Origin of the sequence: Bacillus sp. S/N-304-OC-R1 (genome assembly GCF_019749375.1) — a bacterium.
In the GTDB taxonomy this organism is placed as follows: Bacteria; Bacillota; Bacilli; order Bacillales; family Cytobacillaceae; genus Cytobacillus.
The window spans coordinates 72876-97738 of record NZ_JACWFE010000022.1; the positions used below are offsets into that span (position 1 = coordinate 72876).

General features: G+C 36.3%; 21 protein-coding genes. 7 read left to right on the plus strand and 14 right to left on the minus strand.

What is annotated here, in order from left to right; translation table 11 throughout:
- The first annotated feature begins 185 nt into the window (after window positions 1–185).
- Complete coding sequence (gene rluF, locus H0173_RS17070; protein WP_221847720.1) at window positions 186–893, plus strand: 23S rRNA pseudouridine(2604) synthase RluF; 708 nt, start codon at window positions 186–188, stop codon at window positions 891–893.
- A gap of 102 nt (window positions 894–995) precedes the next feature.
- Here the strand turns inward: rluF and H0173_RS17075 are convergent, their stop codons facing one another.
- Window positions 996–2015: an alpha/beta fold hydrolase gene (locus H0173_RS17075; protein ID WP_221847721.1), complete on the minus strand. Its 1020-nt coding sequence runs from the start codon at window positions 2013–2015 to the stop codon at window positions 996–998.
- Between the two features lie 14 nt (window positions 2016–2029).
- Window positions 2030–2644, minus strand: a complete 615-nt coding sequence (locus H0173_RS17080; protein WP_221847722.1) for a TetR/AcrR family transcriptional regulator — start codon at window positions 2642–2644, stop codon at window positions 2030–2032.
- 183 nt (window positions 2645–2827) lie between these two features.
- Between H0173_RS17080 and H0173_RS17085 the strand changes: the two genes are divergently transcribed.
- Window positions 2828–3805 (plus strand): YpdA family putative bacillithiol disulfide reductase, encoded by a 978-nt coding sequence (locus H0173_RS17085; protein ID WP_221847723.1) that lies wholly within the window; start codon window positions 2828–2830, stop codon window positions 3803–3805.
- 166 nt (window positions 3806–3971) lie between these two features.
- Here H0173_RS17085 and H0173_RS17090 read toward each other — a convergent pair whose 3' ends face one another.
- Entirely contained in the window at window positions 3972–4613 is a 642-nt protein-coding gene (locus H0173_RS17090) for a GDSL-type esterase/lipase family protein (RefSeq protein WP_221847724.1), read from the minus strand.
- 229 nt (window positions 4614–4842) lie between these two features.
- On the opposite strand from H0173_RS17090, the gene H0173_RS17095 reads away from it, so the two are divergent.
- Window positions 4843–5601 carry a YheC/YheD family protein gene (locus H0173_RS17095; protein ID WP_221847725.1) on the plus strand — a complete coding sequence of 253 codons (759 nt, stop codon included), beginning with the start codon at window positions 4843–4845 and terminating at the stop codon, window positions 5599–5601.
- A gap of 134 nt (window positions 5602–5735) precedes the next feature.
- On the opposite strand, the gene H0173_RS17100 is transcribed toward H0173_RS17095, so the two are convergent.
- A complete protein-coding gene (locus H0173_RS17100; protein ID WP_221847726.1) occupies window positions 5736–6515 on the minus strand; it encodes a nitroreductase family protein in 780 nt (259 codons plus the stop codon).
- A gap of 320 nt (window positions 6516–6835) precedes the next feature.
- Window positions 6836–7807: a quinone oxidoreductase family protein gene (locus H0173_RS17105; RefSeq protein ID WP_221847727.1), complete on the minus strand. Its 972-nt coding sequence runs from the start codon at window positions 7805–7807 to the stop codon at window positions 6836–6838.
- A gap of 226 nt (window positions 7808–8033) precedes the next feature.
- On the opposite strand from H0173_RS17105, the gene H0173_RS17110 reads away from it, so the two are divergent.
- Window positions 8034–9116 carry an alpha/beta fold hydrolase gene (locus H0173_RS17110; protein ID WP_221847728.1) on the plus strand — a complete coding sequence of 361 codons (1083 nt, stop codon included), beginning with the start codon at window positions 8034–8036 and terminating at the stop codon, window positions 9114–9116.
- A gap of 391 nt (window positions 9117–9507) precedes the next feature.
- A complete protein-coding gene (locus H0173_RS17115; protein WP_221847729.1) occupies window positions 9508–10689 on the plus strand; it encodes a NupC/NupG family nucleoside CNT transporter in 1182 nt (393 codons plus the stop codon).
- Window positions 10690–10775: 86 nt separating this feature from the next.
- On the opposite strand, the gene H0173_RS17120 is transcribed toward H0173_RS17115, so the two are convergent.
- The 7 genes from H0173_RS17120 to H0173_RS17150 form a co-directional block, all read right to left on the minus strand.
- Window positions 10776–11624, minus strand: a complete 849-nt coding sequence (locus H0173_RS17120; RefSeq protein WP_221847730.1) for an MBL fold metallo-hydrolase — start codon at window positions 11622–11624, stop codon at window positions 10776–10778.
- Window positions 11625–11717: 93 nt separating this feature from the next.
- The gene (locus H0173_RS17125; protein ID WP_221847731.1) at window positions 11718–12965 is read right to left on the minus strand and encodes a TerD family protein; all 1248 of its coding nucleotides are present in this window, start codon (window positions 12963–12965) and stop codon (window positions 11718–11720) included.
- A gap of 60 nt (window positions 12966–13025) precedes the next feature.
- On the minus strand, window positions 13026–14471 hold the full coding sequence (locus tag H0173_RS17130) for a DEAD/DEAH box helicase (RefSeq protein ID WP_221847732.1): 1446 nt from the start codon (window positions 14469–14471) through the stop codon (window positions 13026–13028).
- A 381-nt stretch (window positions 14472–14852) separates the two neighbouring features.
- On the minus strand, window positions 14853–15515 hold the full coding sequence (locus H0173_RS17135) for a DNA-binding response regulator (protein WP_221847733.1): 663 nt from the start codon (window positions 15513–15515) through the stop codon (window positions 14853–14855).
- A 566-nt stretch (window positions 15516–16081) separates the two neighbouring features.
- The gene (locus H0173_RS17140) at window positions 16082–16270 is read right to left on the minus strand and encodes a hypothetical protein (RefSeq protein WP_221847734.1); all 189 of its coding nucleotides are present in this window, start codon (window positions 16268–16270) and stop codon (window positions 16082–16084) included.
- A gap of 12 nt (window positions 16271–16282) precedes the next feature.
- Entirely contained in the window at window positions 16283–17479 is a 1197-nt protein-coding gene (locus H0173_RS17145; protein WP_221847735.1) for a class I SAM-dependent rRNA methyltransferase, read from the minus strand.
- A 200-nt stretch (window positions 17480–17679) separates the two neighbouring features.
- Window positions 17680–18891, minus strand: coding sequence for a serine hydrolase domain-containing protein (locus H0173_RS17150; RefSeq protein ID WP_221847736.1), 1212 nt, complete (start codon window positions 18889–18891; stop codon window positions 17680–17682).
- Between the two features lie 341 nt (window positions 18892–19232).
- Here H0173_RS17150 and H0173_RS17155 point away from each other — a divergent pair, with 341 nt between their 5' ends.
- Window positions 19233–20663 (plus strand): sensor domain-containing diguanylate cyclase, encoded by a 1431-nt coding sequence (locus H0173_RS17155; protein WP_221847737.1) that lies wholly within the window; start codon window positions 19233–19235, stop codon window positions 20661–20663.
- A 109-nt stretch (window positions 20664–20772) separates the two neighbouring features.
- Here H0173_RS17155 and H0173_RS17160 read toward each other — a convergent pair whose 3' ends face one another.
- Complete coding sequence (locus H0173_RS17160) at window positions 20773–22548, minus strand: aminopeptidase P family protein (RefSeq protein WP_221847738.1); 1776 nt, start codon at window positions 22546–22548, stop codon at window positions 20773–20775.
- Between the two features lie 146 nt (window positions 22549–22694).
- Here H0173_RS17160 and H0173_RS17165 point away from each other — a divergent pair, with 146 nt between their 5' ends.
- Window positions 22695–23888, plus strand: coding sequence for an MFS transporter (locus tag H0173_RS17165; RefSeq protein ID WP_221847739.1), 1194 nt, complete (start codon window positions 22695–22697; stop codon window positions 23886–23888).
- A gap of 139 nt (window positions 23889–24027) precedes the next feature.
- On the opposite strand, the gene deoD is transcribed toward H0173_RS17165, so the two are convergent.
- Window positions 24028–24744 carry a purine-nucleoside phosphorylase gene (gene deoD / locus H0173_RS17170; RefSeq protein WP_221847740.1) on the minus strand — a complete coding sequence of 239 codons (717 nt, stop codon included), beginning with the start codon at window positions 24742–24744 and terminating at the stop codon, window positions 24028–24030.
- Window positions 24745–24863 lie beyond the last annotated feature (119 nt).

Consider the following 24863-nt stretch of genomic DNA (forward strand, 5'->3'; position numbering starts at 1 on the left):
TAATATTTGTATAAAAATCCGATTACTGGCTGAACTATATAAATATAAATTGTGTATAGTTAGCCTTTATTTTTTTCGAGATAACCAATCAAAGCCAACATACTTAATTATGGTTGTGCAACATTCTTAAAATAAAGTATAGTTAATTAATCTAATAAACAATCCTCTATTAAGGTTGTGATCATATGCGTATTAATAAATATATAAGCGATTCTGGCGTAGCCTCTAGACGGGGTGCAGATAAATTAGTTGCCGAAGGAAGAGTAACGATAAACGGCAAACGTGCAACAATCGGCAGCCAAGTAAATCCCGGAGATCATGTTGTTGTTAACGGCAATCCCATCCGGGTAGCAAGGAATCATGTCTATATTGCTTTAAATAAACCTGTAGGCATTACGAGTACAACAGAAAAAGGCGTAAAGGGCAATATCGTTGATTTGGTCAACCATCCATTAAGAATATTTAATATTGGCCGCCTTGATAAAGACTCAGAGGGCTTAATACTTCTTACGAACGATGGCGACATTGTTAACGAGATTCTTCGTTCAGAAGGTAAGCATGAGAAGGAATATGTTGTTTCTGTAGACAAGCCCATTACTCCTGAATTCGTAAAGAAAATGTCAGAGGGCGTCAAAATTTTAGGGACAAAAACACTTCCTTGCAAAGTAACACAATTATCTAAATTTGATTTCCAAATCATTTTAACTCAAGGTCTAAATCGTCAAATTCGCCGCATGTGCGCTGAATTAGGCTACGAAGTTTACAGACTGCAAAGAATCCGAATCATGAATATTCATCTAGGCAACCTCCCTCCTGGACAATGGAGAGATTTATCTAAAAAAGAGAAAACTCAATTATTTAGAGAATTAAACTATGAACCGCAGGAATGGTAAAAACTAGGTAACATAAAGATTTAAAAGAATTATAATTGAATTCTTTTACGAGAAAAAAATAAATTAAGTGCTTCTTTCCAAGAGAGAAGCACTTAATTTATTTTAAATCAAATACTGGATCAATCTCTGCTCATTTTCTCTCGCATCGTCCAAATGAAATGTGTGAGAGGATTTATCCGACCATAGCAGCCTTTTTCCTTTTGGAGCATCGAGTTGTTCGAAATATTGCTTGATCAGTTCTGGCATGACATGTTTTTCTTTACTTCCGTGGATAAACATGACGGGCACTTGTAATGACGGGACTCCTGCAAAGAAGTCGAACGTATTAATATCGTTCAACATCTCTTCCGTATACGAAAGCTTAAATCCTCGAACAAGAGAATTGTAGATGTCCATTAGAGAATAGTCCTGTGACCGCAGCATAATTTTAAGACCTGAAAAAAACGTAGTGGACTTTTTATCTCCTGCGTCATGGAACATTGTTTTGTATTTTAATTGCCATTTTCGGATAACAGCCCATTGCTCAAAGCTTTCCAAATATGGAGGCTCTCCAACGGCAATTAGCTCCTGTAACGCTTTTTGATTATTCTTCTCCCTTGCTTTTTCCAGCAGCCACTTGTAACTCAGCTTGTCATTTTCAACCCAGTTCGTAATTTGTGAGAAACCGGTATAAGTATAGTATTTCTCAGGATACAATGATGCGAGCGACAGTCCGATCACACTCCCCCACGAATGGGCTGCAAGGTGGACTTTGTCTTGGTTAAACCGATTCCTTAAATAATCCGTAACCTCATTACCATCTTGAATGAATTGCTTCAAGTTCATCGTATTGTCGGGAATATCCTTAGAGTAGGATTTTCCTGTTCCACGCTGATCCCAGAAAACAACCGTAAAATGTTTAACCAATTCTTTTGTCGTCATGACCAAAGCGTAATCAGATCCTCGGTTGGATACACCAGGAACAGGCATGCTTGGACCCCCGTGAATAAAGAACAAAATAGGCGATCCGGGCTTCTCTGTCTGTATCAATAGACTTTGTTTTATCCCGCCAATATCAATGCTCTCCAAACTGCTTATTCCTTGCTTTGTTATCTCAAAATCCTTGCTGTGAAATAATTTCATAAGCCACCTCTAAATTATTTTTTAATCTTATGAAAGAAAAATAAAACGTGATCCTGCAATTGTTTTTCTATGCTTGAAGTGTCCCGTCCATCGAATTGCATGATTTGATACTGCGTAATGAGCGAAAAAACGGGATATTGATATTCAACAGCAAGTAGCCTAGCAGGATGATTATGGATATAGCCCAACTCTATAAATTTTGTAAACACAATTTCTAGAAATTTAATGTTTTGCTCATAGAGATCATCCAAGATAATCGTGCGTGCTCTAGGATGACTAAACTGCAAGGTGCTGATAATACGCGAGATTTTGGAAACTTTGGGACTGTCACATATATATGATTTGAACTTTTGCAAGCCTTGCTGTAAAAAAATCTCCGGAGGCGTTATAGCAAGAAGGTGATCCAGCACTTCAATCGGAGGGCATACCTTTTGAATTTCTTCTTGATAGATGTCAAAAATACAGTTCAATAGTTCTTCTTTACTCCTAAAATGATAGTATAAAGAGCTTTCTTTTATTCCTACTGCTTGTGTAATGTCCCGAATCGAAGCAGAGCTATAACTTGAATGAGAAAATAAATCAATTGCCGTATCCAATATTTTTTCTTTTGTTGAATTTGATTTTTTCATCGTTCCATCTCCTTGAGTAAGATTCTAACGAACGTTAGGTAAAATGTCAATAGTTGTAATACCAAAAGTGAAACCGGATATCCGTTAACCTTTTGCTTCAAATGATTCACCATCAGTATCATAAAATACAATAATGGGAATTATGGTAAAAAACGAATATAATTCTGAAAGGAGAACTACTCTATGATGTATGATGTAGTGATTATCGGTGGAGGACCTTGCGGTTTATCCGCTGGCCTTGCTCTGAAAGAAAAAGGCATTAGTTATGTCATTATTGAAAAAGAAGCAATCGTTAATTCCATAGTTAACTGTCCAACCGATATACGCTTCTATAGTACTTCTGATCGATTAGAGATTGGCGATATTCCATTCTTGTCCCAAGAAGTACGGCCAACACGAACAGAACTGCTTAAGTATTACCGGCTTGTAACAGAACGGCAAGATATTAATATTAATTGTTTTCAAAAGGTAGAAAGTATCACAAAGGATAATAACTCCTTTACAATAAATGCCACTGATCGTAAGGGGACCATTATTTCCTATCAAGCCAAGAAGATTATTATTGCTACAGGAATTTACGACCATCCGAAAAAAATGGGGGTTGAAGGAGAAGGATTACCTAAAGTAATGCATTACTACAAAGAAGGACATTACTATTACGGCCAGCAGGTAACCGTAGTTGGAGGAAAGAATTCTGCCATCGAGGCAGCAATTGATCTGTATCGTAATGGGGCACAAGTCACGCTTGTCCATCGCGGAGAGTCTGTTTATCAAGGAATTAAGCCATCTTTACTATTAGATATTCGGAATTTCATTGAAAAAGAAAAAATTAAATTTTATCCTAATTCAAGCGTTGCGAAAATCGATGAGTTAACTATTAGTCTACATACTCCAGAAGGAAATATTACTATACCAAATGACTATGTATTCTCACTGATTGGGTACCAGCCAGATTTAAATATGCTTCAAAGCCTTGGAATCCAAATGGATCCTTCCTCCTTCGTTCCAGCTTTTAATTCAGATACGTATGAAACGAACGTTCCAAATGTCTATTTAGCTGGTGTTGTAACGGGAGGGGTTACCAATCGTGTATTTATTGAAGATGGCCGTTTTCACGGGTTAAAAATTGCTGAAGACATTGAAAGGCGCTTGAATGCGTAATAGAGTTTTCTTTGAGAATAGACGCACGTTAGATACGTCTATTCTCATTTTCAAATTCAATGTGTTAAGAACATAATCCTGTGTTACAAAGGGCGGAGAGAACAAAGCATAAAGTTCTAATCTACATAAGCTAAGATTATCCGATTGTTACATTTTATTGTGCCCCCTAACGATCCAGAGGGGAATATCCGAGTCTATGAAAAGCTAATGCCATTTGATAATATCCCCTATTATTAGGATGAACTCCTCCCCTTGCTAGAAACTCTTTTTCATTCCCTTTAAAGACACTATAGATATCAGCTACTTCAGTATATTTATCCTGACCAAAACGGCTAATCATCGAATTAAACGCTTCAATCCCCTTCTCTGCTATAGAAATTTCAGGAAAGGGATTATATAAATTCATTATTCTTATAATATATTGGTCTTGTTTATCTATTTGGTGGATTCTTTCTAATATTTTGGCGTAATGAATTCGTGATTGTTCAAGAGTCTGAGAAAAAGTGTCTTCATTTTTATTTTTTAGAAATCCAAATGCTGCATTTATTAAATCATCCCCTCCAGCTGTTATCGTGATAATATTTGCAAATTTTAAAGCTTCTGTAACAGGCGGAGAACTAATCATTGTTAGTACATCCCCAGTTGTTGCTCCCGACTTTGCAAATTTGCAATATGGAATGGACGTATTTAAAGTTTCTTGACTTAGACAACTGTAATATTCAACAAAACCGGGGTCAAAAAGCGGGACACCTACACCAACTGTAAGGGAGTCACCCAACGCTAGATAACGTAAATGATTGTAACCCATAGGTCACCTCAATTTCATAAATAAATATATTGTTATCGTATTCACGTCATCCTACAAGTGAAATAAAAATGATTAAGATATATTTAATTTCGAACGTATCAGCCACTATTTCTTTTAAATAGATGTTGATTAATCAGCTATTTGTTATATCCGCCGTTCCTCTAGAAATGTACAAACATAAATTAATCAATATGATCCAAATAAGCAGATGTGAAAGCGGTGATAACACTTGTATCAAAAAGTGGGAAAACTAGAACAGTACAGACTATTAAACACTAGCCAACTAACCACCCGATGCCTTCCAACTACTGCTGAATATTCACTGAAAAATTTGGAGCTATTCTTATCAAAATTTGACGTCATCTACATTAAACACGATACTTCCGGCCAAGGCAGAGGGGTTTTCAAGGTCACTAAGGGGCAAAATAAATTTCATACACTAAAAGGTTTTTCGATGCAGGGAAAGGCGGTTAACCAAAAGCTCACAATTGAACAGATTCATAAGTTAATACAACCATTTGAAAGGTTGGGAAAATTTAATCCTTATATCATTCAGGAAGGGATCCAAAGTGTTCTAAAAAGTGGGCAGCCTTTCAGTGTTCGTGTTCATGTTCAATTTGTCAATGGCCAGTGGAGGGTTGCCGGCATGTATGCAATGATTAGTACTGAACAGCTAAAAGAAAATGGTATAGCGAATAACTATCGAGGTTCGAAGGTTTTCACTACTCAAGAACTGATGCAGCACTATCTTAAGTTAAAACCGACAAAAGAAAGAGAGCTATTAGCAAAAATAAGGGGAATTTCCATTCGCGCTTCTGAGGCAATGGCAAAAACATACCCTTCCAGAGAGTATGGAATAGATGTTGGGCTGAATGAATATCTAAACCCTATGATCTTCGAGGTGAATACTACGCCAAGTATTCGAGGATTTTATCATATAGATCCAGAACTTTGGCGCGATATTGTAAAAGTTCGAAAAAGCCTCTGATTCTGTCATTTGTTTATACCCCACCTTTCCCTTGTACTGCAGATTAAGAGTAAATCTCTACCAGGATCTACAAAAAGAGGATGTCCCAAAAGAATGACTTTTAGGGTCAGCCCCTTTTTAAGTTCCCAATAAAATCAATCATTTTTCATAAAGTTCTGCTTCTCCAAGTAATTCAGTACTGTTTGTGAAAACTCGATGTGGGATTCTTGCGTATATTTAGCAATCGAATAGACCTGAGCTAGATTCTGTAATCCCAATCGTTCTGTCATTTCCTTTAGTCTAGGAATGTCCATATAGCGTTTCCAACCCTTTTCATTTCTTTCTTTGTAGATTTCTAGAATTTCCTCATCTGAATAATCACGATACTGATCATAGTGAACAACTCCATGCCTTGGCAATCGATCACGCGGAGCAGGGTTTTCTGCGGGATATCCTAATGAATAACCCACAACTGGTACAACATTTGGCGGTAAGTTTAGTAGTTCACCAATCTGATCACAATTGGCAAGCGTTGAGCCCATATAACAAATACCTAGCCCAGCATTCTCTGCTGCTAAAGCACAGTTCTGTGCCACCAAAGTAGCATCAATAGCCCCTATCATAAAGCTCATAAAGTTATCAAAATGTACAGGTGCATCATTGAGCGAAAGCCATTTTCTCATTCTATTAAAGTCAGCACAAAAAGTTAATAGTACTGGTGCATCAACAACCATAGATTGTTCCATATGAGGGGCGTAAAGCTTCTGCTTAAGCTCTTTGTCTTTTGTGACGATAATCGAATACGTTTGCATATTCCCACTTGATGAAGCGCGGATGCCTGCATCTAATATTTGCCCTAAAAGCTCTTGACTTACTTCCCTATCTTCATATTCCCGAATGGATCTGTGTCCAAATATAACATCATTTAATTCCAAAGCAATCTCTCCTTATTAATCACGCATGTAAGAGCTTGTACAATTTTTTGCATAAAAAGTTCAATTCTATTCATTTGGTTTATACCGTCTCCTACTTCTGATATAGAAATATAAATAGACTCTAACTACTATTATAACATGGATTCTAAATTATCTGACAATACCTTAAAAGGAGTGTATTGGGAGGTGTCTGTAGGTTGAAGGCTAACGGGGCTGACTCGCAGTACAATAACAGTTTCAAATGAGGTTCCTGCCCCCTGATTGGTTAACGCTTGAATATTAGGGAGCAGGCAAAAATCAAAAATGTTCTTTAGCATTTTTCATATCTTAAAGACAGCCTTGCCCACCACTTTACGTGAATTGATTCTTTCGAAGGCATCTTCAAATTCTTCAAGTAAGAATGTTGAATCGATTGTTGGCCGAATATCAGCTTGCTTAGCCAACTTGAAAAGCTGAGCTAACGATTCACTTATGGCTTCATTAGAGTATTCCCAAAGATTAAATCCTGTCAACGTTGCCTGTTTGATGACAAGGTTAATAAGATTAATGTTTGCTTCATTTCCTGCAGAAAAGCTAATGGATACAACCCGGCCATAGGGTGCAACTGAAAGAAGCAATTGATTTGTCATTTCCCCGCCAATTGTATCAAGGATAAGATCGGCTCCATGGTCTCCAGTTATTCGGGCAATACCATCCTTAAGGTTCTCCTTCGATAAATCCACAACATGATTTTCGGTTGCATCTTTTATTTTTTCTGCTTTTTCTGTTGAAGAAACAATCGCAATTGGTTTTGCCCCTAGCGCTTTGGAAATTTGTATCGCAGCATAACCAACAGATCCAGCCGCCCCAGGGACTGCAATCCATTCTCCTCCCATTATCTTGCCCGCTCTTGTTAGAGCTAAGTATGCTGTCACATAAGAACTTGGGAAAGAAGCTCCTTCCTCAAAGCTAAAGTCATCTGGAAGCCTGAACAAATACGACTCTGGAACGACAATATATTCTTGGTATGTGCCATCTTTTCCCCTGCCTAAATTGTCACCAAATATCATGACACGACTTCCTTTTGGGAAAGTCGTTCCCGATTCAACAATACCGGCGCCTTCATTGCCTAGAACAAGTGGTAGCTCTTTCATGAATGGAGAACCCTCTGTCGCCATTTTAAGTGCAAAAGGATATAGCGGAGCAGCATGAATTCGTACGAGTGCTTCACCCTGTTTAGGAACAGGGATATCTATATTTTCAACAGTGATGGTTGGATTATCACCATATTCTTTTAAGACTAATGCTTTCATCTAATGGACCCCTTAGTGGAAAAATTTTTTAATCAAACGAAAATTTCTTAGCATTTGTTATTTATCATATCCATGAATTAATTACTCCCATACACTGGGGTCAATTACGAACTATTTACATTGTCTCCATCTAGCACTTTAAATAAGTTTCTAATGAAAAATTGTATAAATTTTGAAAGTAAACTAGAATATTAATGTTCAGAAACTTACATAAAAGGGGAAAGTTATGAAATTATTAATGGGGATTGGTTTATATGTTGTAATAGCATTGGTCGCTATTATTTTATTACTGCTCCTTCTCAGGGCATTTAAGCAATATCAGATTAATAGGGAATCTAAAGAGAATATTCAAAATGGAGGGATCAGTGAAATTAGGAAATTACCCATTGGTGGAATATCTCAATATATTTTAGTAGACGGACAAAGTAAAGAGAATCCATTCATCATTTTTCTACATGGAGGTCCAGGACAGCCATTTCCATTTGGGGTAAGTTCACGAAATCAATTCCCAATCATTACTGAGAAATTTAATGTCGTCTATTTTGACCAAAGAGGTTCAGGGAAAAGTTTTGATAAACATATTGATATGAAGACAATGAATGTTGAACAATTCATCTCTGATGCGAATGAGGTTATTGATTTTGTTCGTAAGGAATACAAACAGGACAAGGTGTACTTGGTTGGAATGTCCTGGGGGAGTATTATCGGATTGCAATTAGCAAATCGCCATCCGGAAAAATTCTATAGTTACATTGGAATGGACCAAATAGTAAATATTAAAGAAGGTCAAGTTCTAGGGAAGCAATGGCTGAAGGATATGGCGAAAGACGATAAGAAGCTTCTAGACCAAATAGAGTCCTTTGGAGAACCACCCTATTATGGGGAGCTAGAGTCCAAATATAGTGACATCGTTAATAAATATAATGGATTTAACTACAAGGATGAACATACGAAAGGTGCAAATCTTATTAAATTAGCTGGAAGATCGCTTGTTTCTCCCGACTATAGTTTGAGAGATATTTATGCAAGTTTTATTTCTGGGGCAACCTTTAGCTTAATAAAAAGCAAGGAATTGCAAAAGGAAATTATTAATACGGACTTTAATGAATTGACAATTTTTAAAACTCCAGTTTATATAATTCAGGGAAAACACGATAAGGTAGCAAACTTTGATTTAGCAAAAGGTTACTTTGATCGGCTTGATGCTCCGAAGAAAAAATTTATCTCTCTGGAAAACTCAGCACATATGCCAAATGAAGAAGACTTTGAAGTTTTAATCCAATCTATACTCCAGTTAAACGAACATTAATGTTACTGAACTACGCTTGTAAACATCCTTATAGGGATCATAAAACACAAAAGGGAAACCCACTCATAAAAAAGTGGGTTCTTTTTCCTGTTTATATTTTATATGAGCGACCTAGTACTCGGAGCCATTTTCTTCAATTCGTAAAACAATCTTTCCCAATTGCTTAGCTTACTCCAATTCTTCATAGGCTTCCTTGTATTTAAAAAACCACTTATTTAATCTGCAATTTTTTTCCTATTTAAACTTCAAAATAGATATAATTTTATTTTTTTAAAACTATGTCCGGTTGTTTTTATAAAACAAGGACAAAATATCCATGACAATCACAAATAATAGAGGTTCCTATGGAGGAAGAATGTACATAATGTTTAAATTCATCAGGAGGTAACATATGCGATATGGTATTTCAATTTTAGGTATTCTCGTTGTATTGTTTTTGGCTTGGTTGGCTAGCTCTAATCGAAAACAGATAAAATTTAAACCAATTATCATGATGCTTGTTATCCAAATTATTTTTTCAATATTACTGTTAAATACGGAATATGGCCTCATCACCATTAAGGGAATATCTGCTTTTTTTAACACACTGCTCGAATATGCAAGCGAAGGGGTTTCCTTTGTGTTTGGCGGTATGGCGAACAAGGGAGAGTCTCCATTCTTTTTAAATGTATTGCTGCCAATTATATTTATTTCTGTCTTAATTGGCATTCTTCAATACCTGAAAATTCTGCCGTTCCTCATGAAGGGAATAGGATTTCTATTAAGTAAAGTGAATGGAATGGGTAGACTTGAATCATATAATGCTGTTGCTTCGTTGATGGTCGGACAATCGGAGATCTTCCTTGCTTTAAAAAAACAACTAGGGCTGCTTTCAAAACAGCGTTTGTATACGCTATGTGCTTCGGCGATGTCGACCGTATCCATATCCATAGTTGGTGCTTATATGACGATGCTAGAGCCAAAATATGTGGTCACCGCTTTAGTTTTAAATTTATTTGGAGGTTTTATTATAGCTTCGATTATTAATCCGTACGAGGTCAAACCAAGTGAGGATATATTTGAAATACAGGGGCAAGAAAGACAATCTTTTTTTGAAATGTTGGGAGAATATATCATTGATGGATTTAAGGTTGCGATTATCGTCGGGGCTATGCTGATTGGGTTCATTGCTTTAATGACAGCCATCAATCATTTGTTTGCGTCAATATTTAGTATTTCCTTTCAGCAGCTCTTAGGTTATCTTTTTGCTCCATTTGCCCTTATTATGGGGATTCCATTATCAGAGGCGGTTCGGGCCGGGGGGATTATGGCGACTAAACTGGTGACCAATGAATTTGTTGCAATGTTGGATTTGTCAGGAGGCACTCATCACTTTAGTGCCCGTACACATGGAATTCTTTCTGTATTCTTAGTTTCCTTCGCCAACTTCTCATCTATTGGTATTATTACTGGGGCGGTCAAAAGTCTAAATGAAGAACAGGGGAATGTCGTCGCAAGGTTTGGGCTGAAACTCTTATATGGCGCTACGCTTGTGAGTATACTTTCAGGGATCATCGTTAGTTTTGTTTTATAATTTAAATGCATCTACAAAAGGGAAAACCCACTCCTTCTAAAATGAGTGGGTTCCTTGCTTAGTAATAGGAAACTGACACAGATGACTTAATAACCATTTACAAAGTCGGTGATGGTTAGCCTTTCGTCATCTGTAAGTTCCCTTTTTACGTAATTTTTGTATTCCTCAACTATTTTCTGCTCATCACCACCGCACATTTCTGTATACTTCGCAATGGTTCTAAGCATGGCCACTTCCTGATTATATTCCTCTTTTGATATCGGCTTTTGATGTGAAGGTATATATGTATCTGCATCAAATAATTCTAATTCATCTAACAGTCGAAGTGTTTCCTTGATGGTATAGTTTTCTTTTTCAGAAAAAATATCAGGATAAATGCAGTCACCGAGAAAGAGAATCTTTTCTTCTTTGATATATACGACTACTGAATCTGCAGCGTGATCCCCTCCAACGTGTTGTACGATACAGGTTACGCCACCAAGGTCAATTTCCACTCGTTTTTCAATCGTTATATCTGGCAAGACAATCTTGATATCTCGGTGATCGGTAAATTCCTGCTTAATGGCCTTCGCACAAAATTCAATTTCTGTTCCTTCTTTCACGCGTGCATCAATAGCCTCGTCTGACCATGAAAGCGGGATAAGCTTCTCCATTGCTTTTTTTGTTTCTTTGGAAGCAATCGAAACGGAATTAGATAACGCTGAAAGACCAAAGATATGATCCCAATGCCAATGAGTAAGAACAACTATATCGGGATTTGGAACTCCCTTTTTTAAAAGTTCATTTACAAAATAATCGGCATGGTCTTCCGAGTTGCCTGCATCAATCATTAATGTCTTGTTATTGCCCACTACCATTCCTAAAATGGGCCGGTCGGTCTCCGATATGGGAGTGATATACCAAAACCTCTTACCTATTTTGTTAATTGAGTGCATAATGGGATGCCTCCTTTCTTTATACTATTTTTAGTTGAATAGCGGTTATTTACTCATAGGGGGCATTTTAGATTTCATATTAATGTTTCTTGTTTACTTGTAATCATTTTTTGGTCCTTTATCCATTAAGACCTCTACCATATTTGAAGACCCCATCTTAAGTTTTGGCCTAAGCTCTGAGTTTGGCTTACTATATAGTTCTAATGGACTTATAATAACTCCATCTGGCGTATTATGAAGGATTCCAGGTACGCATGTATAAATTCGATCATTATTATTTGCATTCTTGGAGGAGATCGTAACGGAGGTTCCGTTATGATTATCAATACTCATGGATACCTTGTATCTGTAGAATGAGCCTGTTCCATTTGACTGAGCAGAATAAACAACAGGAACCACTGCGAGAATATCATTCGTTAATCTTAATTTAATGATTTCTGTCTTCGTTGATCCACCGCTTCTCCCAATATCCCCCATATGTTCCACTGCTCCGTTCCCATACCGGTAGAGAGGAGGTGTTCCTTTAGCTCCAAACGTAGCTACATCTATCTGCTTACCGTCCTTTGTATAGACTAAAGCATAAATATCATAATCTGTCCCAGTCTTCCAAGATACTGTGGCCGTAATTTCTGGTGTCTTCTCAATGATAACTGGCTTTTGACCTTTTTCGAGACTTACTTTTCCCTTTACTTTTTCAAGGCTTATCGTTGACAACGTGTTTTGCCTATTACTATTTCCAGGAACAGTTTTGGCCATCTCAGGTTCTTTTAGAGTTTGTTGTTGAATAGTTTTAGGTGCTGAGGGCTTGCTTTGCTCGTCAGGTTCAACCTCAACACCGTAATTTTTACATAACCCTTCAAGCCCGGAATCAAATCCGCGCCAGATGGATCTTACCTTTGTTTGGCCATTCCTTAGATATAATTCCAATACGACAATTCCATTTTCATTTTTGAAGCTAGATGGGGTTAACTGGATAATATTATGATCTGTACAGATCTCTGCCTTTAAATTCTTTACATTTGAAAAACCCGTGCTATTATCCTCAGTAAGCGTAATTGCTATTTTTGTAATGCCGACAGGGACTTTACTCATATCAAAGTCCATTTTATGAACTCTTGTATTTCCCACTGTTACAGCTGGTATTAGGGTAGCCACTCCAGAAGAACTTGTTGGTTGATTATAAAATATAATGCCGCTATCTCCTTGTACCTTATCTGAATCCGTTAAAAGGAAAGCGGTTAAGGAAATATCTATCGTATTAGAAATTTCGTAGCTAACAGTAACATTCCCTTTTGGAGAACTTAAAACAGTGTTTGCTCCCATCTGAAGAAATTGACTCATTTAAATCACTCCCTGCTCCTCTATCCATCTATCATCTAACAATGTTTTATTAACGTATCACTACTTATTAGCTTCATGTACCTTCAACTGCTTGCCTTTGATTGTTGTGCTCTTCATCTTTTTCAACACAATCGGACCTTTATCATTTAAAATTTCAACATATGAAACATTATCTAATATTGTAATGATACCAATATCCTCCACTGTTACTCCGTCGATTTTTGCAATCGTTCCAACAAAATCTACGGCTCTAAGCTTCTTTTTCTTCCCGCCATTAAAGTATAACTTCATGATTCCCTTGTTTAATTTATCACTTTTTGCTTGTTTAATTGTTGGTTCCACATCCATTTTTGATTCAAAGGCGGGCTTCTTATTTGAAACTTCCTCTTTTGAAGGAGCGGCCATTTTTGGAATCTCAAAACCAATATATTCTTCAATTTCACTTAAAAACCGATCTTCAAATGGTGTTACAAAAGTGATGGCTTTCCCTTTTTGACCAGCCCGTCCTGTTCTTCCCGTACGGTGGACATAGCTCTCTTTCTCTAACGGAAGGTCATAGTTGATGACATGTGTGATGTTATCAATATCAATTCCTCTAGCGGCTACATCTGTAGCAATCAAATAGCGAAATTCTCCTCTTCTAAAGTCATTCATCACGTCAAGCCGATCCTCTTGTATCATGCCTCCGTGAATTTTATCACAGCTATAGCCTAAATCGTCTAACTCATCACACAAAGTATCTACTCGGTCTTTTGTTCGACAGAAGATGATACAGCTATCTGGGTTTTCAACAATCGTTACATCTTTAAGCATAGAAAATTTATCGTCTTCTGCCACTTCAAAAAGAGAATGATCAATTTTTTCAGTCGTAAGTCCCGTCGCCTTAATTTCAATATCAATAGGTGTTTTCATATAGTTAAGTGAGAGGTTTTTAACCTCCTCTGGTAAAGTAGCTGAAAATAGCATGGTCACTCGTTTTCGAGGTAACTCTTTGATAATGGCTTCTACTTGTTCAATGAACCCCATGTTTAACATTTCGTCAGCTTCATCGATAACAAGATATTGAATCTGATCTAAGGCAAGAGTCCCTCTTTCAATATGATCTAACACACGGCCAGGTGTACCAACGACTACATGCGTTTTTTGCTTTAAATCTGTTTTTTGGATGGCGAAAGGTTGTTTTCCATAAACAGCTGTTGCTTTTATCCGTTTAAATCTGCCTATATTTATGAAATCCTCTTTCACTTGCACAGCCAGTTCTCTAGTTGGTGTCAAAATTAGCGCTTGAGGTTTATTTTCTTGCCAATGGATTAATTCACAAATGGGAATCCCGTATGAAGCCGTCTTCCCACTTCCTGTTTGTGATTTCACGACAAGATCTATTTTCTCTAACACAAGAGGGATTACTTTACTTTGAACGGCAGTTGGATTTACATATTCTAAGCTATCCAGCGCGTTTACTATTTCCTTACTTAATTGATAATCTTTAAAACTTTCTTTACACATAACGTAGCCTCATTTATTTTGGATTATTTACCTTATTATTTCCGTAGTGATTATTACCTTATTCAAACTACCATTATACGCGAACTTCGCTTTGTATAGGAGTTCTTGCTAAAATAGATTCTTTTGGCAGGTCAAGTGCTTCGTATTAAATTGATAAGAAGTCTTGTGCTTATAGTAATAAGCGAAAGAAAAATAAGCGGAGGTTTTCCGGTTAGATATGGAATGGAGCTCTTTTCGGGGTAAATAAGGGGAGGTTTTCCGGTTATGTAAGGTAATATCCACCTTTTTCACTTTTATTGAGTCAATAGACGGAATCACTCCGTCTATTTAAGCAATTTTTTATTTTATTTACTAAATAAGCGAAGGTTTTCCGTCTATTTATCAAATCGGGTGCTTAACCTGATCCCCTATCCGATAAGAGCGGATTCTCTTAATCCCAGATGCGGGAACCAACATCTTTTTATCGACTAATTGAGAAAGCACCTTTTTTATCGTCTTGTCACTTAGCTTCAAATACTTCTCGACTTCTATTGGGGATATGGCTTCTCCTTTTCGAATCGCTAGCCGAAGGACTTCTTTTTCGACAAGGGACAAAGAGGTATGGTCCAGTTCATCACCTAGCCATTGGCCAATTACTTGCTGAACAATCTGTTGGCATCGACGAGGCTTCTCTTTCACTTGGTCATAAGAAAAGCGTATCACGGTCCATCCGTCAATCACCAACTGATTTTGACGTTCCAGATTGTCGGAAAATTGCCATCTGCTTATATTCCTTAGGTGCGGGCCATACCCGTCAATCTCGAGGCAAATCCGGATGGCGGGACGAATATAAGCAAAATCCAAAAACCTTTTGCCATCCTTGAAATCATCGACTTCATATTCAGGATGAAGGTACTTGAAATGGTGAAATAATGGCCACCAAACTTGCTTCAAAAACAATCCTTCAGCCTGATTGTGACCTTCTTGTAAGCGCCGCAACCGTTCACCGGTTCTTGCCTGCAAGTGAGCGTTTAAAAAGGCCTGGTATTCTTCTTCAAAGCCCATAGCACCACCCTCTTCTTAATCAATGGTCATATCATTAAAACAAAATTCAGTGGATGAACGTTTACAAATTGGGAAACCTTTCTTTCCTCAATTTCTTCTACTATCAAATTTTGCATATATACTATCCAAACATAATTTAGTTCACTAAACTTAGGAAAAATTATTTAGATCATTAATGTGCGAGGAAAAATAGAGGTTTAATGTGGCTTCAATGGCAGAAATAGACTTGCGGAGGAGCTAATTAATATAGAATTTTTAGAGAAGAATTTGAGGTTAAACTATTTTAAGTTTAGTAGAATTCTTAAATTTGTCAATCATTTTTAAATATTCACAATATAATTTCTATTCCCTTTAAGAAAACTGTTCTAGTCTTCTCGACCTTACGTAGAGGCATTTGTCTAAAAACCTCATTCATGGTATGGTTCAACTTATCATTACTAACAAACATCTGAAACAAACTATCCCTTTTCATTTAGATTTTCCGCTTTTTGTTGATATTCAAGAATTTCACAAAAAACACCTTCAAAAAAGGATGTGAAAGAAGCATTCTTCACATCCTTAACTTATTATTGCAATCTTTCTAACTCTTGATAGTCTTTCATAAATCGACCATTATCCGCTACGGCTGAATGGTACAGCGCTTTAATGGCTAAATTTTTCTCTAAACCCATTTCTACTTTTATCTTCTTTAGCTCATCATGCAATTCGCGGTGCTCATTGATTAATTTCGTCATAATTATTTTATTATATTTCATATTGTCACATCCCTAGTGCATGATTTTAATAAACACGACTTTTAAATAGTTAAATTCAGGAAAATTATGCGGAACAGTAAAATCTTCTGGTAACTGATGCTCTTCTAAAATTTTGTAGCGTGTATTTGTTTCGGTAAAAGCTTTATCAATAAAGCTTTTAAACTTTTTCATGTTAAAGCTGGCATTATTGGTTGATGCAATAATGATCCCGCCATCATTCGTTATTTTTAGCGCATCTTTTAACAGCTTAGGATAGTCCTTGGCTGTACTGAATGTCATTTTTTTCGTACGTGCAAAGCTAGGTGGATCCAATACAACAACATCAAATTTCAAATCATGACGTGCCGCATAGCTAAAATAATCAAAGACATTCATCACTTTGATGTCCTGTGATTCATAATCGATCCCGTTGACCGCAAATTGTTCAATCGTTTTTGGCAGGCTACGCTTTGCTAAATCAACACTCGTTGTCCCTATAGAACCGCCAAGAGCGGCAGCTACAGAAAACGCACCTGTATAAGAAAACGTATTTAGCACCGTTTTCCCTTCTGAATACTTATCACGTAATGCTTTTCGAACATTGCGTTGATCTAAGAAAATTCCTGTCATGGCCCCGTCATTTAAATCCACTGCAAAGTTCATCCCATTTTCCAAAACGATTAATGGGAATTCACCTTTTTCACCTGACACGTAATCATCTTGCTCCACATATTGACCATTTGTATCAAAGCGTAATTTCTCATAAACGCCGCGCGTATTCACTACTTTGTCTAGTGCATTATATATGTCTTCACGGAAAGAATAAACCCCTTCACTATACCAGCTCACCATATAAAAGCCGTTAAAGAAATCAATGGTTAAGCCACCGATCCCATCTCCTTCACCGTTAAAAACGCGGAAAGCAGTTGTATCTTCAGATGCATAAAGATTAGCCCGTTTCTGTGCTGCCTCACTAATTTTTTTCACAAAAAACTTCATGTCGATTTTTTCTTTTTCTTTACGAGTTAAAACCCAGCCGATTCCTTTATTTTGCACTCCGTAATAACCCGTTGCGATATATCCACCATTTTTATCGACTAGGCGTAATAAGCTTCCTTCTTCAATCGTCGCATCAAACGTTTCAATCGCATCTTTTAAAATTAACGGATAGCCATTTGTAATATCTTTAATTGAGGTCGATTTTATTTGTATATCTACTAACTGTCTCATTTAGTCATCCTTACTATTAGTTAATCTATTCATTATGCCATTTTTCATCGGAATAAGCGAAAAAAGAGTGGGCAACTATTTAAATAATTTACCCACTCTCTTTATAAGTAATGTCTGCTTTACTATTATTTATGATAAGGTTATCTCCTCTTATCTCATTCAAGTTTTACGCAATGCCTAAGTAATCCAAGGTTCTTAATTTATTTTTTTCCTACTTGTAATGAAATTTCTCTAAAGATATCCGGCCAGCTATCTACATTTCCCATCGATTTACCCGTTCGTAAAATGACAATATTATTTTCTGGAGACATATATAGGAATTGACCATACTTTCCCATTGCAAAAAAGTCTAAACCACCTTTATTATTCGGTGTACTATACCACATGTATTTATATCCTATATTTTTATTTTCTAAAAATGATCCTTTATATTCATCCCTATTTAACGGGAAGTCGCTTAATGTTGACTGTTTTATCCAATTTTCATTTACTACATGCTGTCCATTCCACTTTCCATTATGAAGTAACATGCTTCCAATCTTCACAAAATCAATTGCATTAAAATTAATACCGCTCTCCATCTTTTCAAAACGAGTTTCTTCACTGTCTAGACTCCATGAAGCATTATGTTCAGCTCCGATTTTGTTCCAAATTTTCTGTTCAAAATATTCCGCTACAGATTTTCCCGTACTTCGCTCCAGGATGATTCCAAGTAATAAAGGGTGATAATTGTTATAATGAAACTTACCTTGGTATTTTTCCGTTAAATTGTTATGAGTCAACGCTAAATGACGTAAATCAGGCATATAATACGTCTTAGCATCGTCGCCAAACCAGATATTACCTTCCTCGTAGCTAATATTTGAACGCATCGAAAGTAAATCCTTAATTGTAATACTTTCCATACCTGTTCCTTTTAACTCGCTTATATAATCGGCAATAGACTGATTTACACTTTTAATAAAACCATCTTCAATCGCCATTCCAATTAATAGCGAATCTATTGATTTGGCCATTGAGAATGATGTATTAACCGTATCCTTGGCATATCCGTTGAAATATTCTTCAAGCACTACCATGTCATTATGGACAATGATAAAAGAAGTCGTGTTTGTTTCCTGCAAAAAAACTTCCAATGATTTTAATCTCCGTTCACCTCGATACATATAGTCAATGGACATAGATTTTAGCGATTCTTCTAAATTGTATTTGTAATAATAGGGCTGAGAGCTTTTTGGGATAATCCGCTCTGGAAATACTTTGTAATCCATTACATCAGAATTTCCATTTACAATCGTTCGAAAAACATATTGTGGAGAAAATATTAATGAGGAAACTATTACAAGAAGTACGGAACCTATCAGGGAAATTGTAAAAAAAATAAGTAATAGCTTGATAGTTTTCTTCTTCATTTTACCTCCTTATTATCAAAAAATAATGTGTTGAAAAGTTATTATCTAATTCATTTTATTAAAAAAGGGGACAATATCTTCACATCGGAAAATATTGCCCTCATAAGTAAAATATATTATTAACTTTAAGTTAAATATGCAATTGGACTTGATTATAAAATAAATAAACTTATTTACTTTTGATAAGGTTCATTGCACTAGTTTAACCGTCAGTTTTTTCACAAAACTTTACCCTATGCAATGAAATGAGACACAAGAATCATCCCCTTGTTTCCGTGACAGATCGCTGTTTTCGATGATAAAATACAGGTGTGATTTGATTATAAGGGATGGTTGTTCTGATGGAGATATTAGCAAAAACCGCAGCGTGTGAAAATGATTTGGAGCAACAATTTATCGAATGTAATGAGAACCTATTATTCGAGCGAATTAAGCATGTTTCCTACATGCTCATCTTCACCTATCCCTGTTTTTTTATTGTAGATTTTATCCTTTTGGCTAAACTGAACAACCCGATTTATAAATATATCCTTTCAACCGTTCATATCATAGGGCTATTGATCTCCTTTATCTTTTTTTTCCTCTATCGCCGTAGCAGGGACAACGCCAAAAGGCCGATCATTCTCACCTATTTATTTCTATATTTGTTTCTAGGCGCCGTCTCTTCGATCAACAGTCAGCTTAATAACGGTAATATCTATGCATATATTATTATTCTCTTAGCAGCTGCTGTTATTTTCCCGATTCAGCCGCGGCACCAGGCTGGCCTCATCACAGGAATTCATCTGCTTTTTATTACAGGGTTGTTCCTGCTTGAAAAAAATCACTTTTCGTTCCTATTTAAGATGGTGAATTCTACAGGTGCAGCTGTCATTTCATTTACGATTGCGTATGCTTTCTTTACATTTCGGAAAAGTAATTTTACAAACGAATGGAAGTTAAAGAAGAATGAAGAGAGCTTTCGCAGATTATTTCACATGAATCCTAATCCGTTGGTCCTTTTCAACCTTAAAACTGGCAACATTTTGCTCCTGAATCAGCAGGCCATCGAATACTTTCATTTGAAAAATAAAGACAGGACAAAGCTTGATGGATGGTTCATGCTAACTACGCCAGAGGAAAAACAAACGATAGTAAAATCACTCGAAGAACACCAGAGTTTAAAAAATTATATGGTCAAACATAAACAAAAATGGTCAATGCTCAATTTTGAACTGGTCAACTACTTAGGGGAGCGCTGTGTACTGATTGGAAGCACTGACATTACAGATTTGAAGGAAACGGAAGAAGAGCTTTATCATCATGCATCGCTTGACCCGCTTACCGGGGTCCTCAACAGAAGGCGAGGAATGGAAATCCTATCACAACACCTCATGGACGGAGCATCAGAATTCATCGTCTGCTATATTGATATAAACAATTTAAAAATGGTAAATGACAGGTACGGACATTCTGCAGGCGATGACCTGATTAATGCCTGCTGCCAAACAATCAAAATCCATATCAGAGAGAAGGATGTCCTTTTCCGCCTTGGCGGTGATGAATTTATCATTCTATTTTTCGAACAACAAATGGACGTTGCACAGGCAATCTGGTCCAGCATTCAAAGTGACTTTCAGAATGTGGTTATAACTGGCGAAAGGCCCTATCCAATCTCTGCCAGCCACGGTTTGTATCAATATAAACCTGGAACCAACTTTAGCCCTGAAGAAATCCTTGAACTGGCGGACCAGGAAATGTATAAAGAAAAGTCTAAGCACAGAATAAACTAAATGGCCATAACTAGACAGTCACAGCCAGAAAAGTCCCTCACTAAAACAGAAAAGTAGTGAGGGACTTTTTCTTCTTTATAAATTTATACTACTTGCACAACAATACCTTTTATATTTCCCTAGTTTCTTCCCTTAGCCATGCTCTCTCTTCTTCATTTAAATAAGGAGCTAGCTTTGTGTATACCTCTTGATGATAATTGTTTAACCATTGTTTTTCACTGTTTGTTAACATTTCTTTACTAATACCTGCTAAATCAATCGGACAATATGTGATTGCTTCAAACTTCATAAATTGACCAAACTCTGTTTTCTCGTCTTCAACTACTACCATCATATTTTCTATTCTAATTCCATATTTTCCTTCAAGGTATATTCCTGGTTCATTCGTAATAATCATGCCTTTTTCTAATTTTACATGATTATTATTCCGTATGCTTTGTGGCCCTTCATGAACATTCAAGAAAAAACCTACCCCATGTCCTGTCCCGCATTTATAGTCCAGACCATACTGCCAAATTGGCTGTCTTGCTAAAACATCTAAGTTAGAACCTGTTGCTCCGTATAAATATTTTACTGAGCTTAATGCAATAAATCCTTTTAACACCAAAGTAAAATCTCTTTTTTGTTCATCGGTAAGTTTTCCTAAAACTATCGTTCGTGTAATATCTGTTGTTCCATCATAATACTGTCCGCCTGAATCTATTAAAAAAAGACCTTCATTCTTAAGGGTATATTGCGTTGCTTTATTGGCCTTATAATGCATCATCGCAGCATGTTCTTTATAACCTGCTATCGTATCAAAGCTAGGACCAACAAATCCTTCCTGCTCTCTTCTGAAATCTTCTAATCTTTCTTCTGCCGTAATCTCTGTAATTTCTTCTTTATCTACAAAATTTTTTAGCCATTTTATAAATTTCACCATGGCTAAACCATCTTTTATTTCACACCATTTTAAATTTTTTATCTCTACTTCATTTTTAATAGCTTTTAAATTAGTCGTGATTTCAGGACTTTCAATTTTCTCTGTATGACTGTTAATGGCATTATATAAGCTGATATTTGTTTTATTCGCATCTAAAATAACTGCCTCTCCTCTTGGAAGATTTTCTAAGAAGGTTTTTATTTCTTGATGCTCTTTTAACTCGATTCCTTCAGCCTCTAGTTCTAATTTAACAAAAGAGGGAACCTTGCTAGAATCAATAAATAAATAACATTTATGCTCTGCTACGATTACATTAACTATTGCAACTGGATTGTTAGGCACATCGGCCCCTCTTATATTCAAAAGCCATGCAATGTCATCAAGGGAAGATAAAATATAATAATTTGCTCCCTTATTTTTCATTTCTTCTCTTACTTCATTTAATTTTTCTACTCGTGATTTGCCTGCATATTTTACGTCATGAGTAAAAATCGGTCCTTTAGGGATCTCCGGTCTATCTTCCCACAGATCACCAATTAAATCTTGGTTCATTTTTAATCCGATTCTCTTTCCCTTTAGATCTTCTTCTATCTTTTTAACCATATTGATTGAAAAAACATTTCCATCAAAGCCCACAATGCTTCCTTCTTTAAGAACATCTGCTAGCCATTCTGAATAAAATGGTACCCCTGGATCCGCCATTCTAAATAATCTGATTCCTGAATTCTCAAGCTGCTTTTCTGCTTGAATATAATATCTGCCATCTGTCCATAACCCAGCATCCTCTAATGTAATAACGACAGTACCCGCAGACCCTGTAAACCCTGATATCCATTGTCTACTTTTCCAATGTTCCGCTACATATTCACTCTGATGTGCATCAAAACTGGGAATGATATAAGCATCCATTTGATTTTCTTTCATTAGCTGTCTTAACTTTTCGACCCTATCCTTGATATTCATTACTAATACCTCCATTTTCCTTAAAACTAAATTCTTTAATTTCACGACCATATAGCCATATGGCTAATACTATACTAAAAATATTTTATGGTATGATGTTTAGGTTGTATATATACTATTTAACACAATTAAGAAAAGAGGTATTTATGCACCCTACAACATTATCCAAGCAACATTGGCTGCTCATCTTCACACTTTCATTATTAACGTTTGTTCTGGGAACAAGTGAATTTGTTATTGTTGGCATTTTAACAGATATTTCTTCAAGCCTTCATATTACAAATGCTAAAGCAGGCACGCTCGTTTCTGCGTTTGCCATTACGTTCGCCATCGCTACGCCACTAGTGATGTCCGCAACAAGCCATTTTCCAAAGCGTAAATGGATGTTGTTTTTAATAGGAACTTTTATCGTCTTGAATGCTTTGTGCGTAATTTCGACAAGCTACATCATGCTCCTTGGACTTCGGATTTTGAAGGCAATTGTAACAGGAGTATTAATCTCTCTAGCTATGATTGTTGCAAGTGAAACGATGCCGATTGAAAAAAGAGGACTTGCTATATCATTCGTTTTTGGTGGTTTCACACTTGCCAATGTTGTTGGTGTGCCAATTGGTACTGTCCTCGCTGGATGGTACGGCTGGAATGCCACTTTCATGCTAACTACTCTCCTAGGTGTTTTGGCATTTTGGGCATCCTTTTTCATGTTGCCTACTAAACTTAGCCAAATTCGTAGTTCGATACAGGATCAGTTTTCTTTATTAACCAATCCTAGAATTTTGATGGCATTTTTCATCCCCGCACTTGGTTTTGGTGCAACTTATACTGTCTTTACGTATCTTGTTCCTATCTTGAAGGGAATTGGCGCACCAAATCAATCAATCAGTATTATTTTATTTGGTTACGGATTTATCTCGATTTTCAGCAACATCCTTGCTGGAAAAATTGCCAGCTACAATGCTATCGGTCGTCTTCGTTTTGTTTTTCTCATTCAGGCAGTTGTTCTGACAAGTTTATTTTGGACGACAAATCATTTCATTTTAGGACTAATAAATATTGGCTTCATGTCATTAATGGCCATTCTCTTAACAACATCTACTCAGCTTTACTTAATAGACCTTGCCGGAATTTATCAGCCTAAAGCTACAGGACTCGCTGCTTCACTTATGCCAGTGGCAAGTAACGTAGGTATCGCCTTTGGTTCTGCTTTAGGTGGAATTGTATACCATCAAGGAAATTTAATGAATGTAGCATGGGTCGGTGGTTCAGTTGCTGTCTGTGCAAGTCTGCTAACTTTCTACAGTTATTTTTTAGACCAAAAAAAGAAATCAGCAGAAAAATAATAGGAGCAATTATAGATTCTTTAGTTGAAATACAATTGAAAAAAAGAAGTATCAAGGACGTTTAGTTAGTCTTTGATACTTCTTTAATAAAGTAGACTATTTGCTTTCTATAAGTAATACCTCATATGAATCCCATTACTTATACTAAATCTAAAGCTATTTCCACCATCTTTGTAAAAGAAGTTTGTCTCTCTTCTTGTGTTGTTTGTTCATGTGTAATCATATGGTCACTTACTGTTAAGATTGTTAATGCTTTAGCTCCAGCACTAGCAGCATTTAAATATAAACTTGTCGTTTCCATTTCTTCCGCTAATATTCCCATCTTAGCCCACTTTTCTGTTGCAGTTACATCAGCATTATAGAAAACATCACTAGATAGTACATTTCCTACATGAGCCTTATAATTCTTTTCATCAGCTATTTTCTTAGCTTTCTCTAATAATTCATAAGAGGCTGTAATTGGAAATTGACCTGGAAGATTAAATTGATGTGCAAAATTTGAATTTGTTGCTGCTCCCATAGCAAGAATAATATCATATAACTTAATATCATTTTGCATAGCCCCACATGAACCTATACGAATTAAATTTTTTACTCCAAAAATATTAATTAGTTCCCATGAATAAATCGCCATGCTTGGCGCCCCCATACCGGTACCCATAACAGAAACATTCTTTCCTTTATATTCGCCTGTGTATCCCAGCATGCCTCTAATTTCATTAAAAAGAACAGGTTTTTCTAAAAAGTTTTCAGCTATAAACTTTGCACGAAGTGGATCTCCTGGTAAAAGTATAGTTTCTGCTATTTCTACTCCATTTGGCTTAATATGTGGTGTTTCTTTTAATTCATTTTTCATTTGATTCTCTCCTTAACATCTTTATATTATTGTTAAACTATATCTTTTGTAATTTAAGGATTTTATATTTATATGTGACTTTTCTTTATTTAAATTTATGGTCTAGACATTGATAGCTC